Consider the following 12,635-nt stretch of genomic DNA (forward strand, 5'->3'; position numbering starts at 1 on the left):
AGCCGCTTGAGCTATCTGAGGGCTCCGCGCCCGCGCCCATTGCTCACGCCGCCGAATGATGGCACACAAATGGAGAGCAAACTCGATTTATGGATGGCCCTGAAAATCGGGGCAGGTCACAGGGTAGCGTGTGTTTGTAGCTGACTTCATTTTGGTACCTAGTGAACTTTTCGATACCAAAACAGTTAAGTTCGTTTCATTGAGCCTGCAATCAGAGCTTCGTGACGACCTTCAGTCCCAAGACCCTCAGAACAATGAGTTTTCCCTATAACTCCGGCTTGGGAGGGGTGGGCTTCGCGTGTGTAACGAGCGTCCCGGTACTACCATCGGTACCGGAAGCCGTACGCGATTTCTGGAAGCATATACTGGAAGTCCTAGACAGCCGCAGTCGCTATATTGGTCCAGTCGAGGGTGTGCGGCGCCCACTGGCGCGCGGAGCCTTTGAGAGGTGTCCCTGTCTGAGCTTTTGGAGGCATGGAATGGGACGACTCTTCAGACATTCTGGTAGGGCCCTGATAGCCCTCTGACGTGCACTTTGGGCGGGCAAAAGACGTCCGTTGCACTTTGTGCAGATGGTCGCAATCCCGCCAATAGCATCGAATGGCCTAGGTTTTCCTTCCTGCGCAAAGACAAGAGTGGGCCGGACTTCTTACTGGCCCGTTTCCCTAAAGTTCCAATTCGCTCTTGGATACGATGGACATCACAACGTAGCATTTGTCTTAATGTGGTTTGCAGCCTCATTAAGAGGCCGCCTGATCGCCAATTCCAGCTTTACGAGTTTGTCGATCATCCATCGATTGATTGCAGGCCAGTTCTCCTCGTCCAAGCCGTCGATGGTTCGTTCTACACGAACCCGCGCTTGCTTTCGGTCATCCAAACGTTGCCACAACAATGGCGCCCCGAATACCTCTTCGATTTGATCCTTCTGAGCGTGCAAGTTGTCGAAGATTTCTTTGTTGATGAACTTGTCGCCTGTGTTCATCTCGACCTGAACTTGTACCACCTTTTGATTGTAAATGAGAACGAAAGGGCAGCCTGACGAGCCAGAACCGGCGGCGAGCCAGTTGCCTTTGCCTGGGCTAACATTCTGAAACAGAGATACTCCCTCGCTGCGCATTTGTTCAAAAAGTTGCTGCCAGAACTCCACGCGGCGATTGTAACGCCCCTTCTTGGCCACGTACGCCTGCTTCTCCTCGGTTTCCTTGGACGTGATCCCGATCATGTATTCTTCGGCCTCGGGGGTCGGGATGATTTGGCGGATGTCGAGCAGCAGTTCCTCGCCAAAAGAATAGGGTTTAACAGTATAGCACTGGATGCGTATGCCACTACCGAGCAACCAGAGCGCTGTCGCTGTCACCTCCTTGCGGAAGTTGGCCGCAACAAAAATCACACGCTGACTAGTACCGGGGTTTAAAACTAATTCGTCCAGCTCCTCCACTTCGAGGAACTCGCAAATCCTGTTCGCAGCCCCGCCCCCACCTTCGTAGCGGTCGAGGTATTTCTGGTAGATTTCCACAATTTGAGACTTCGTCATGTTCGAGCAATAAGCGGCGTATTTCAGCGCCTGCCAGATAACATTCCGGCCTGTGTCGTCCAGCTTGTTCTCGATAACCACAAGATGTCCGTCCCGGTCTAACGCAAGCAAATCCAACCGCTCCCGGGTGTCATCGAATCCATCGAATTCCTTCTGGATGATCAATAATTCTTCGCCAAGCGCGTCCGGCATCTGCGCCAGCCACTCCTGCAGATGTTCCCTTTCACGGAAATTCAACTCGCTAAAGGTCCTCTCTTCCAACCTGTTCAAACAATTGTCGTTGCGGTTAATCTGGAACAACTGGTATCTTCCTTTCAGGAGGTCTTTGCGGTCACGCAGACGGTCCCTTTGGCTTCGCCGTGGGACTATTATGCTGACATCTGACTGTTTTTCTTGGAAGACTGCAAGATTGGCCGATTGCGAGTTCGTGCCACCTGCCGCACTCGGTAGGTTTGGATTCGAAACCGACTTTAGCTTTCCGACGCCTGAAGGTCAGGCTTCGGGCCTAAACCCCTTCAGGGCCGCCCTGAAGTTGCGAAGGAGCGCCGCTGACAGCCTCTTTACGCCTCCCCGACCCATGTGGTGCCCCGACGACTCAATCAATCTGCGACGCTCGTTGACCGGGATTACCGGTGATGGACCCAAACCAAACGCACTCATGCAAAATAGCCTTTAGCCAAACTCGCTGCGAACTGGCGACCTGTTGGTTGCTTTTGGCCGGGAGGAAAATGGTTTCCTTTGATGGAAGCCCCTATGCGATTGCTGGGAGGATATACTGGACGTCCTAGACAACTTCAGTCGTCCTATTGGTCCAGTCGCGGCTGTGCGCCGGCCACCAGGAACGCGGATCCTTGGAGAGGTGTACCTGTCTGAGCTTATGAAGGCATGAAATGGGACGACCTTTCTGGCGTTATGGATTGATACTGATCGCCATCCGACGTGCACTTTGGGCGGAAAGCGGTCCTTCGCTGCGGTTTGCACCAAAGTCAGCTATGCGGACGAAGCCGTCATCGCTTTGGAGTCATCCGGCACGACCCTGCGAGCCATCGGATTTTGAACGGTCTCTAGAATTTGGATTAATAGCGCGAGGCGCAACCGGCCTGGAGCTGGCCCATGAGATCAAACAGGAGCGCTTCGCGCGGCTTTCCCTCCCGGCGCAGAAACGCCGCCTGTATCGCATAGGCTTCGGCTTCCAGGACGCCGACACATGCCGTGATCTCGGGCGCTTCCATCTGTCGGCTATGGACTAGCTCGTGAACTAAAAAGCTCAGATCCACCGGATCCCGAAAGTCTGTATTGGCGTCAACGAGTATTTCGCCGGTCGCCCGGACATATAGCGCGGCCACGGTTTGGTCGCCGGGGTCTCCGTCGTCCTTGTCAAAGTAGAGCCGGGCAAGGTGAAGATCCGTCATGCGCCTCGGACAGCGAATGACGGTCGGCGCCATGTTCATGTCTTCGAGAAAGGACACCGCCCGTTCCAGCGCCGACCCGTCTTCGGGACATCCCAGAAGACTGTGATCCGAGGTCTCCGAAATTGCAGGCTCCGCCGAGAAAGCCAGCGCCAGCAAGGCAGGGAAAAGAGAAAGTCGCATATCGATCCTCCAATGGTTACATTCGTGAGGATCCAAATCCGTGCCCGTAACGGCGCCGTTACGGCGGCCCGATACAACCGAACCCAAGTTTGTTACGCTGACGCGAGCTGAAGAAGGATGCCGCCCAAAATGCGTGATCGGAGCCACGATCTCTGTCTGCTTGGCCAACCCGTTGTCCGCGCCTCAGACACGGGCCGAACGGTCCGCTTCGGGCGAAACAAGGCGATCGGACTGCTCGCCCTTCTGGCCACCCGACCAAAACGGCCAATCTTGAGACAGGAAATCGCCGGGTTCCTTTGGAGCGAATCCTCGGAACCTGCGGCACGGACCAGCCTTCGCCAGGTCGTCCACACGATCCGGGCCGAGCTCGGACCGGAGGCGCTGGTGTCGGTGGACGAGAACACCCTCGCAATCGATCCCGACCTGCTTCGCGCCGACGTCTCCGCGTTCACTGAATACGCGGCAAGTGCGGGCATCGCCGATCTTGAATTGGCCGCGGCTCTCTACCGGGGCCCCTTCCTCGACGGCTTCGACCTAAACGACGACGCCTTCGACACTTGGCTTATCGCTGAACGCCGCCATCTCGAGGCACAGGCGCTCTCTGTCCTTGGCCGGCTAACCGACCACTACCGCCGGGCGTCCCGTATCGAGGACGCTCTGAACAGCGCCGATCTCGCACTTCGGATCGACCCCCTTCAGGAGGACATTCACCGGCAGATCATCGAGCTTCACGTCGCGTCTGGCGCCCTCTGCGAGGCGCGCAAGCATGCCGAACATTGCCGCGACCTCATCCGGAGCGAGCTAGGCGTGGACCCCGAACCCGACACCTTTCGGGCGCTGGACGACCCGTCTCTGGTGCACCCACCGGCACCCCGCAGCGCGCGCAGCGTTCACCAGACCATCCGCCACGTCACCGCCGGCGACGGCACTTCTATCGCCTGCGGCATCATTGGCCACGGTCCGACCCTGCTCAAGACGCCCAATTGGATGACCCACCTCGCCTTCGAAGAACACAGCCCGGTCTGGCGCCACTTTCTCGAGTTCTTCTCCGAAGCCCACAGGTTCGTGCGCTATGATCAGAGGGGCAACGGGCTTTCGGACTGGGATTGCCCGGACATCTCCTTCGACTCGTTTCGAATCGACCTCGACGCGGTGGTGGATGCGATTGTGGATGAACCGGCCGTGGTTCTTGGGATTTCGCAGGGCGCTCCCATCGCTGTCGATCTCGCCGTGCGCCGGCCCGAGCGGGTGCGCGGCCTCATTCTTCTCGGCGGCTTCGTCACTGGCATGGCGCGCCGGGGCGACGATGCCCGTGAAGCCTCCGAAGCCGTAGACCGCCTGATCCGCTTCGGCTGGGGCCGCGACAACCCGTCACTGCGCATGCTCTACACGTCGAGCCTGATACCTGGCGGCTCGAAACGGCAGATGGATTGGTACAACGAGATGATGCGGATCGGCACGTCGCCTGAAAACGCCGTCCGCATTCGCCACGCGCTGTCCCATATCGACATCAGCGATCTCCTGGCGCAGGTTCGGGTTCCCACCCTCGTCTGCCACGCGATCGGAGATCGCATCTCACCGTTGGCCGAAGGAGAGAGGCTGGCGCGGGAAATCCCGAATGCCCGCCTGGTTCCGCTCGACAGCGACAACCACATTCCGCTGGAGAACGAACGGGCCTGGACCACCTTCTCGATGGAGGCGCGCCACTTCCTCGGCTCGGGACTTCACCCGTCCACTCATGGTCGCCGAAACGTGAAGGCATCGTCCTAACAGCTAGAGCCGCTCTGGGCTCGAAGCGGTCGTTCGTTGCGCTTTGCTTGAACGTCCGATTTGTGGTTTTGGATTGCTTGTCTGGGTAGCATGTGGGTGACAGACACGGGTGTGTACGAAGCTGCCATCTGTTTTCTTGGGAATAATTGCTAGCCAAATGTTTCCGGACAGAAACACTTTACATCTAGCACTCTGGCTCATTTCTGTCGTCAACTCTGTTGGTCGGCAGCCGAACAGGGATGGTTTGCATGCGGATCGATTTCGACCAAATTGACCAAAAGTTAAAATACAAGGTGATGACCGCTTCAGTTATTCCGCGGCCACCCGCCCTTGTGACGACAGTGGACAGCCACGGCGAGCCCAATGCGGCTCCGTTCTCTTTCTTCAATTGCTTCTCGGACGAACCGCCGATTGTTGCCCTTGGGATCGGAAGGCGAGCCAGCGGACCCAAAAAGGATACGGGACGCAATATCGAAGAAACAGGCGAATTCGTCGCTCACATTGTCGACGAGTCGATGTTTGAGGGTATGTTAAAGACCGCTTCTGCATTGCCACAAGGTATTAACGAATTGCCTCTCGCTGGATTTGAAACCATCGAATCCGATCACGTTGTGCCACCAAGAATTCCGCAAGCCCCAATTGCTTTCGAGTGTCGGCGCTATGTAACCGTGCAATGCGGAATGGCCCGAGACATAGTTCTGGGAGAAGTCCTTGCCGCGCACATCCGCGACGACCTTTGGGACGGTGGGCGAGAATACATCAATTGGGGTGGAAAGTTTCCGATCGCACGTCTGTACGGGACGCTATACGCATCTCTAGGTGAAGTATATTCCGGACAGGCGCCGGACCCGGATGAATTGCTAAAATGATACTCGGCTGGAATTCTGACTTTATTACGCTCACCATGATTGGCAGCAAAGGTTAACTGCGGTTGATATTCCCGGCAGGAGGGTTTGTAACGTCGACTCAGGGGTCCGAGCGGACTTTCGCTGCGCATCGCCCGAAGGTCCGCTATGGGCCGATCGCGACACCCGACAGAAACGGGCGGATTCCGGCCTTTCGCCGCAAATGCGCGATTATCGATCCAGACCATTGGCAGCGGACATTCAGATCAGGCTGCATCCTGAGGAACTGCTACGCCGCCGCATGACCGCAGTGAGCCCGAAGCGGAAATTGACGGACGATTGGTGTCCTCACCCGGCATCTTCGGCACGGGAAGGCTTTGGCTTCGTCTCAGAAGTGGTAATCCCCAGCCGCCTGGACCTCATCGGGCAACCACGTTTCGTGGACCTGCAGTAGGTGCAGACCGTTGGCGTCAGGCCTGGCGCCCAGAACCATGGTCGTCACGCGCGCGTTGTTGGGCTTGTCTGAGTCCTTCGCATCGCGTTGCCACTCCTCATAGTTGACGACGACCATGTCCGCACTTGTGTGCTGGACCCGAATGTTGCGTATCTTGATCCGGAAGTCAGGGTTCGATCCATAGATCGAGCCCATGTAACCTTCGAAGTCCTTCTTGCCGAACATCCGGCCGGCCGGGAAGATCGCGACGAAATCGTCGGAAATCCATTCGAGCGCGTTCTTTTGGAAGGTCTCCCTGTCTCCCGGGCAACGTCCCCCGACCCAGTCGGTGAAGAAGGCATGGATGTCGAAGATGGCGGTTTCAATCTCTGCGGTCGGAAGGGTCATGTTGGTATCCTTTTCTGATTCAGCAGTCATTCGGGCGCCGGCAGTTCCAAAGGTGCGCCCACGTCGCCCAGCGCGAAGATCAGCAGCGTCGCGCCTTCGGTCGTGCTGAGGTTGCGGCCGACCATCGGAATGCCGGGTATCTCGTAGACCGCCTCGCCAGCGGCCAGTTGTACCGTTGGCAGGCCTTCGACTTCGATTTCCACTGCGCCGTCGAGCACGTACATGAACATGTGACCCGGATGCAGGTGGCGCTCGGTCTCGAAACCCGCCGGCACATCGACCTGCACCATGTTAACCTCCTTGCCGTTCATCCCGGCCAGAGTCTGGTTCAGCAACATGGTCACGGTCTCCTCCTCAGAGCCGGTCGCGGCACCGACCGTCAGGCACGCCATGGCAATTGCGGTGATTGTGGTTGTCATTCTGGTCATCGGAAACTCCATGTCTGGTTTCATTTCCAAGGATGGATTGTAAGGCGGCCCACGACCCAATCCGTTGAGCGGTGGCGAGTGCTGGCGGCGACCGGGCAGTCACCACAGCAGATCGCCCGTTGCACAGCCTTATTGGGGCGATTTGGATGCCTCGTCTCCTTCGTTGGCGGTGACCAGAAGGTAGACCGGCCGGGTGACGTCCGCTTCGGTGAGACTACCGAGGAGCCCGGTTTATTTGTCTGGGTAGAATTACTCAGGGTCGGTCGGCGTGATGACTCCGTGGATGACTGCCCAGGCGGTTGCGGCGGCGCGCGTCGGAGCATCGATGCGGGTAAGGATGTCCGAGACATGGCGGTCGACGGTGCGTCCCGAGAGACCCAGCTGGGCCGCAATTTCGCGGTTCGTAAGGCCCTTGGCAATGAACCTCAGTACTTGAACCTGCCGCGAGGTCAGCGGGCTCTCGGCTCTGGTGGTGTGTGCCCGCAGCACAGCTTCCGCAGCGCTGACATCGGGCTCGGCACCCAGATTGCGAAAGGTGTCCATTGCGGCCATTGCCTCGCCGCGAGCGGTCTCATTGTCACCCATCGCCGCACAGGAGCGTGCGGTGAGCAAACGAACCATTGCAAGCCGATAAGGGGCTTGCAGCCGGCGCCAAACCCCGGCGGCGCGGGAACATTCGCGCAGGGCTGTCTCGGCCTCGCCGCGGGCAAGTGCCAAACTTGCGCGAACCTCGGCACTAACAGCCGTGAAGGCGTCAGAGCCATGTGTTTCACCCAAACTGCCAAGTTCGGCGCAATACCGGTCAGCATCGGTCAAGTCGCCAGCCGCGAGTGCAATCTTGGCTGCGGCCGGCAAAAGGCGCATCCTTTCGGTCGGTTTCTCGGCTGCCACCAGCGCGCGGCGTATGGCGGTCTCTGCCGACTGCAGCTCACCCTCCGCCAGCCGCATCAACGCCAGTCCCGGCTGTGGGTCGAAGCCATGGCGGCTGGCGGCGCGGTAAGCTTCGTCGGCCTCACCGAAGCGGCCGGAAAGCCGCAGGACTTCGCCACGCTGATAAAATGCGGGACCTGCGTGGTGCGCCGCGGGACCCTCCAAAAGCCGCTTGCATGCCGTATCTGCTTCGCCCTCGGCGGCGCTCCAGTCGCCGGCCAGCACCATGATCTCGGACCGATGGATCAGGCATCGACCGGTGAACGCGACGAGTCCCGGCTGCGTTCCGCACCAGCCCGAGAGCGCTGTGGTCCATTCCCTGGCCCGCTGATAGATTCGGAAGCTCTGACAGGTATCAATGACGCTGCAGTAGATCAGTCCGGTCACAATCGGAGAGCAGCGGCCCTCGCTAACGGCGATCATGGTTCGGTCGAGATCGGCCAGTCCACTGGCGATGTCGCCCTGCGCAAGTCGCGCCCGGCCTACGATGTGCCGTGCGATGGCGGCCAGATCCGCATCGCCGCTGCCCTCTCCGATCGCCAGAATGCGCTCGGCCAGCAACTGCGCATTAGCGGGATCGTCCCTTCCGAGTGCGCTCTCGGCGGACGGTACAAGGACATAGCCGTGCACGGCACTGCCGGGCGGCAAATTCTTGGCAAGTGCGGCGGCCCGTGCCAGCCAACCTCCGCTGCGGCCGGGTTCGCCTCGAAACATCAGCGTGAGACCAAGCCAGAAGGCAGTACGCGCCGCGGCGTGCGCGTCCTGCTTAGCCTCTTGAACGTCAAAAAGCCGGGCCAGGACCGAAAGGTAGTCGTCTTCGCGGCCCGTCATGTAGGCCGCAGTGGCCAGCGCCCCCAACCCCTCGGGATCGAGCCTGCGTGCGGCGTCCTGCGCCGCGAGGCGTTCGTACTCACTCTGCCAGTCCCAGGCGTCCGTGTCTTGCATCATCCGAACCCTTCCAGCGGGCGGAGCCAGACTAGCAGAGCCAGCAGTCCGCGGAAGAGCTGTATGCTCTCTGGTAAACTGTCGAAGATCCTGCGCGCGTCGCGGTTCCGTCGTGCGGTATGTTCGAAGTGTCGGAAACGTTGAAGAACGCTCGCTCGGTCACAATGAAATCGTCCGCGGCCGTGGCAAAGCGGTACAACGCAGCCTAAAGGTTTAATGTAACCTTAAAGCGAACGGCTAGAAAGTCCGCACAGCGGACCTCGGCAAACGTGTGGACAACGCACTCGCGGCGAACGGCTGCCTCGGCGGACCGCACTGCGGCTAATAGCCTAGGGGGGCTGAAGGTCCGCTGCTAAGGGCCGGAACCCCTCTAGGAGCCCCCGAGGATCCCCCATGAGCGCCGCTGATAGCCTCCATGCATCTCCGCGACCCCATAGGTGCCCACGACCAACCCAAGCGCTCTATGACGCTCGTTGACCGGGATTTGTCTGACGACGGACAGAAGGAAGCGATCGATACAAGTGGTTTGGAGGTCGAAGAAGAGACGCTGGTAACTCGTGATGGGGACTTGCTTGAGGCCCATCGCAAGATCTTCGTCGAGACCTCGCCCGATGAGACCGCCTATATCACCGCTCTCGCGCGCTATCGTCTGATCCGGACGTAACCCGGTATTGTTCCTTGATAGTGATCGGGCGATAAACTGCTATGGTCCTGGAGATGGATTTAAACCACCGACACGTTGACTCTCAGTCTAATTCCCACCGCATTCATTGCGGCGCATGCCGCCATCACACCCTTCTAAATTACTGAGTTTTATGCTGCCTTTTGGCATCGCTGAATATGCCAGAACGACTGCCTCTACCCATCCGATTAGAGAGACTAATATCTATCGGACCTTCAGATTAAAAATCTGAAGGTCCCGGTGAGCGGGCCACTTGAACTGCGCTATTGCATTTGACGCATTAGCGCACCTTCGCATCCCTGTGACGGGTACTGGCTCGGCTTGAAACGGCAGCGTCGCCAAAGGCCCCAATATCGGGTCAGTTGCGCCTTGACGCGCTGGCCGGAACCGCATAATCAGCCAGCCGTAGTTGGCGGAGTAGCTCAGGTGGTTAGAGCAGCGGAATCATAATCCGCGTGTCGGGGGTTCAAGTCCCTCCTCCGCTACCATATTTCCCTTGTGATGCTTTTGGTTCTTGTCGGGACTGTGCGGGCCCTTGATGCCACGTATGGCCGCCCTTGCCGGAAGAGTGGTTGTAATCCCGCCTGATGAGGGCCGGGGCAACCGATACGGGGATTCGGAATCGTGGCGGGCCGACGATTTCCATGGAACCCGGCGCAGGCAAGCGGTTGTCGCCGCGAGACTTGTCTTCAATACGGATTTGCAATCCGCTGCGCCGCTCGTGCGGCCACGGGCGTTTCTGTGCACATAACTGTGCGCCAACTCCCGGCCGATTCTCTAAGTTCTTGAAAAAATGGTGCTGCTGGAGAGAATTGAACTCTCGACCTCTCCCTTACCAAGGGAGTGCTCTACCTCTGAGCTACAGCAGCCCGTTACCGTGTCGGCAGGCTTTTAGCCCATTTGATCCCGAGTGCAACAGGAAAAATCGCCGGGCGTGTCATCGGTGCGGGGCTGCGGTCTGGACTGGGGCGACGCGCTGCCCTAAAGCAAACCTCATGGCAAAATCAGACAACGCCGCGTCCGAGAAAGAGCGTCGTGCCGCCGAAAAGGCGGAACGGCTGGCGCGGGCATTGCGAGAGAATCTGAAACGGCGCAAGGGCAGGGCCCGGGCGCGCACGGACAGCGATACGCCAGCAGACGATACGCAGGATCAGACCCGCTGAGCGCGGGGCAAGGAGTGGGCAGGCATGGACAGCATTCTCGTCAAGGGGGGGCAGACGCTCTCCGGGCAGATCCCGATTTCCGGGGCGAAAAACGCCTGCCTCACGCTTATGCCTGCGGCACTGCTGACGTCCGAGCCGCTGACGCTGACAAATGCGCCGCGCCTGTCGGACATTCGCACCATGGCGTCCTTGCTGGAATCGCTGGGCTGTGAAGTCGCGTCCCTGCAACATCGCCGGGTTCTGGCGATCAGCGCGGGAGCCGATCTGAACCACATCGCCGATTACGAGATCGTGCGCCGGATGCGCGCCTCGAACCTGGTGCTCGGCCCGCTTCTGGCGCGGGAGGGGCGGGCCGTCGTGTCACTGCCGGGCGGATGCGCCATCGGCGCGCGGCCGATGGACCTGCACCTGATGGGGCTGGAGGCGCTGGGCGCGAAGCTTGAGCTGAAGGACGGCTACGTGCACGGCACGGCCAACGGCGGGCTGAAGGGCGGTACGGTCGATTTCCCCATCGTCTCGGTCGGGGCGACGGAAAACGTGCTGATGGCCGCGACCCTGGCGAAGGGCACCACCGTCATCAACAATGCCGCGCGCGAGCCGGAAATAGTGGACCTCGCGCGTTGCCTGCGGGCCATGGGCGCGCAGATCGAGGGGGAGGGGACCTCCACCATCACGGTTCAGGGCGTGGAGTCGTTGCATGGCGCGACCTACCAGGTCGTGTCCGACCGGATCGAGCTTGGCACCTACATGCTGGCCCCGGCGATCGCGGGCGGCTCTGTCGAACTGCTCGGCGGGCGTCGCGAGCTGGTGGCCAGCTTCGCCGACAAGCTGGAGCAGACCGGCGTGACGGTCGAGGATACCGACGCCGGGCTGCGCGTCACCCGCAACGGTGAGCGTCTGCGCGCCGTCGATGTGCGCACCGAGCCGTTTCCCGGCTTCCCGACGGATCTGCAGGCGCAGATGATGGCGCTGCTGACGCTGGCCGAGGGGACTTCGGCGCTGGAGGAGACGATTTTCGAGAATCGTTTCATGCACGCGCCGGAACTGCTGCGCATGGGTGCGAAGATCGACGTGCATGGCGGCACGGCCAAGGTCGAGGGTGTGGAGCGGCTGACCGGGGCGCCGGTGATGGCGACGGACCTGCGCGCCTCCGTCTCGCTGATCCTGGCGGGGCTTGCCGCCGAAGGGGAAACGACGGTTGCGCGTGTCTATCACCTCGATCGCGGGTATGAGCGACTCGAGGAAAAGCTCGGCGGCTGCGGTGCCCGGATCGAGCGGATCAAGGGGTAGGCGATGTCGGACGATGCGCGCTTCGAGGATGCACAGGAAGGCCCGCTTCGCCTGAAGGCGGAGCGCGCCGAGGATGTGCCCGTCCTCGCGGCGCTGGTGCAGGACGCGATCCTGCCGAGTTCGGAAATCCGCTGGCAACCCAAGCGGTTGCGCTTTGCCGCGCTGATCAACCGCTTCCGCTGGGAGGACAAGTCCGCCGCCGAAGCCGAAGCGCGCCCGTTCGAGCGGACCCGCGCGCTGCTGGTCGTCGACAGCGCGCTGGCGGTCCGCTCCAGCGGGGTCGATCCCGCGGACAAGGACCTGATCCTGTCGATCCTCGATCTGATCTTCGTGGAAGGCGAGGATGGCGGCGGCACCCTGCGCCTGATCCTAGCCGGTGACGGAGAGATCGCGCTGGATGTCGAGTGCATCGACATCACCTTGACCGACGTGACCCGCCCCTATGCCGCGCCCAGCGGCAAGGCCCCCCATCATGACGCCTGAGGGCGCGCGCACCTGACGCCGCATGGCGCGGTCGTATCGCCCCCGGCTTTCACTATACTGCGCTGGCGTGGCGCTCTCTCACGGGTTGAGCCTGCCTGCCGCTGTCCTGTATGTCAGCGCCAAAGGAGTGTC

Annotated in this window: 11 protein-coding genes and 2 tRNA genes; 7 read left to right on the forward strand and 6 right to left on the reverse strand. The window is 60.2% G+C overall.

Annotated features, from left to right (window positions below; genetic code table 11):
* Nucleotides 1-700 precede the first annotated feature (700 nt).
* Together DJ029_RS17995 and DJ029_RS18000 are read right to left on the reverse strand one after the other, a co-directional pair.
* Complete coding sequence (locus tag DJ029_RS17995; RefSeq protein ID WP_112323887.1) at nucleotides 701-1,834, reverse strand: DUF4268 domain-containing protein; 1,134 nt, start codon at nucleotides 1,832-1,834, stop codon at nucleotides 701-703.
* A gap of 776 nt (nucleotides 1,835-2,610) precedes the next feature.
* Nucleotides 2,611-3,126, reverse strand: coding sequence for a DUF6647 family protein (locus tag DJ029_RS18000; protein ID WP_112323888.1), 516 nt, complete (start codon nucleotides 3,124-3,126; stop codon nucleotides 2,611-2,613).
* 129 nt (nucleotides 3,127-3,255) lie between these two features.
* On the opposite strand from DJ029_RS18000, the gene DJ029_RS18005 reads away from it, so the two are divergent.
* A complete protein-coding gene (locus DJ029_RS18005; RefSeq protein WP_198671188.1) occupies nucleotides 3,256-4,896 on the forward strand; it encodes a bifunctional AfsR/SARP family transcriptional regulator/alpha/beta hydrolase in 1,641 nt (546 codons plus the stop codon).
* 248 nt (nucleotides 4,897-5,144) lie between these two features.
* Nucleotides 5,145-5,765: a flavin reductase family protein gene (locus tag DJ029_RS18010; protein WP_157966433.1), complete on the forward strand. Its 621-nt coding sequence runs from the start codon at nucleotides 5,145-5,147 to the stop codon at nucleotides 5,763-5,765.
* A 364-nt stretch (nucleotides 5,766-6,129) separates the two neighbouring features.
* Here the strand turns inward: DJ029_RS18010 and DJ029_RS18015 are convergent, their stop codons facing one another.
* The 3 genes from DJ029_RS18015 to DJ029_RS18025 all read right to left on the reverse strand — a co-directional run bounded on the left by DJ029_RS18015 (nucleotide 6,130) and on the right by DJ029_RS18025 (nucleotide 8,888).
* On the reverse strand, nucleotides 6,130-6,582 hold the full coding sequence (locus tag DJ029_RS18015) for a nuclear transport factor 2 family protein (protein ID WP_112323891.1): 453 nt from the start codon (nucleotides 6,580-6,582) through the stop codon (nucleotides 6,130-6,132).
* A gap of 26 nt (nucleotides 6,583-6,608) precedes the next feature.
* The gene (locus tag DJ029_RS18020) at nucleotides 6,609-7,010 is read right to left on the reverse strand and encodes a cupin domain-containing protein (protein ID WP_157966434.1); all 402 of its coding nucleotides are present in this window, start codon (nucleotides 7,008-7,010) and stop codon (nucleotides 6,609-6,611) included.
* Between the two features lie 249 nt (nucleotides 7,011-7,259).
* A complete protein-coding gene (locus DJ029_RS18025) occupies nucleotides 7,260-8,888 on the reverse strand; it encodes a response regulator transcription factor (protein WP_112323893.1) in 1,629 nt (542 codons plus the stop codon).
* Between the two features lie 460 nt (nucleotides 8,889-9,348).
* Here DJ029_RS18025 and DJ029_RS18030 point away from each other — a divergent pair, with 460 nt between their 5' ends.
* The gene (locus DJ029_RS18030; protein WP_198671189.1) at nucleotides 9,349-9,549 is read left to right on the forward strand and encodes a hypothetical protein; all 201 of its coding nucleotides are present in this window, start codon (nucleotides 9,349-9,351) and stop codon (nucleotides 9,547-9,549) included.
* 429 nt (nucleotides 9,550-9,978) lie between these two features.
* A tRNA-Met gene (locus DJ029_RS18035) sits at nucleotides 9,979-10,055 on the forward strand.
* 306 nt (nucleotides 10,056-10,361) lie between these two features.
* Here DJ029_RS18035 and DJ029_RS18040 read toward each other — a convergent pair.
* Nucleotides 10,362-10,436: transfer RNA gene (locus DJ029_RS18040), tRNA-Thr, on the reverse strand.
* A 126-nt stretch (nucleotides 10,437-10,562) separates the two neighbouring features.
* Between DJ029_RS18040 and DJ029_RS21805 the strand changes: the two genes are divergently transcribed.
* From DJ029_RS21805 to DJ029_RS18050, 3 genes are read left to right on the forward strand one after another with little or no spacing between them, the layout of a single operon-like run.
* Nucleotides 10,563-10,730: a hypothetical protein gene (locus DJ029_RS21805; RefSeq protein ID WP_157966435.1), complete on the forward strand. Its 168-nt coding sequence runs from the start codon at nucleotides 10,563-10,565 to the stop codon at nucleotides 10,728-10,730.
* A 24-nt stretch (nucleotides 10,731-10,754) separates the two neighbouring features.
* Nucleotides 10,755-12,020, forward strand: coding sequence for a UDP-N-acetylglucosamine 1-carboxyvinyltransferase (gene murA / locus DJ029_RS18045; RefSeq protein WP_112323895.1), 1,266 nt, complete (start codon nucleotides 10,755-10,757; stop codon nucleotides 12,018-12,020).
* A 3-nt stretch (nucleotides 12,021-12,023) separates the two neighbouring features.
* On the forward strand, nucleotides 12,024-12,503 hold the full coding sequence (locus tag DJ029_RS18050; protein WP_112323896.1) for a DUF2948 family protein: 480 nt from the start codon (nucleotides 12,024-12,026) through the stop codon (nucleotides 12,501-12,503).
* The last annotated feature ends 132 nt before the right edge of the window (nucleotides 12,504-12,635 follow it).

Origin of the sequence: Oceanibium sediminis (assembly GCF_003265325.1) — a bacterium.
In the GTDB taxonomy this organism is placed as follows: Bacteria; Pseudomonadota; Alphaproteobacteria; order Rhodobacterales; family Rhodobacteraceae; genus Halovulum; species Halovulum sediminis.

Bases quoted from the DNA above. Each gene is read 5' to 3' on its own strand.
- DJ029_RS18000 (WP_112323888.1), bottom strand. From the start codon at position 3,126: ATGCGACTTTCTCTTTTCCCTGCCTTGCTGGCGCTGGCTTTCTCGGCG.
- DJ029_RS18005 (WP_198671188.1), top strand. From the start codon at position 3,256: ATGCGTGATCGGAGCCACGATCTCTGTCTGCTTGGCCAACCCGTTGTC.
- DJ029_RS18010 (WP_157966433.1), top strand. From the start codon at position 5,145: ATGCGGATCGATTTCGACCAAATTGACCAAAAGTTAAAATACAAGGTG.
- DJ029_RS18015 (WP_112323891.1), bottom strand. From the start codon at position 6,582: ATGACCCTTCCGACCGCAGAGATTGAAACCGCCATCTTCGACATCCAT.
- DJ029_RS18020 (WP_157966434.1), bottom strand. From the start codon at position 7,010: ATGACCAGAATGACAACCACAATCACCGCAATTGCCATGGCGTGCCTG.
- DJ029_RS18025 (WP_112323893.1), bottom strand. From the start codon at position 8,888: ATGATGCAAGACACGGACGCCTGGGACTGGCAGAGTGAGTACGAACGC.
- DJ029_RS18030 (WP_198671189.1), top strand. From the start codon at position 9,349: ATGACGCTCGTTGACCGGGATTTGTCTGACGACGGACAGAAGGAAGCG.
- DJ029_RS21805 (WP_157966435.1), top strand. From the start codon at position 10,563: ATGGCAAAATCAGACAACGCCGCGTCCGAGAAAGAGCGTCGTGCCGCC.
- murA (WP_112323895.1), top strand. From the start codon at position 10,755: ATGGACAGCATTCTCGTCAAGGGGGGGCAGACGCTCTCCGGGCAGATC.
- DJ029_RS18050 (WP_112323896.1), top strand. From the start codon at position 12,024: ATGTCGGACGATGCGCGCTTCGAGGATGCACAGGAAGGCCCGCTTCGC.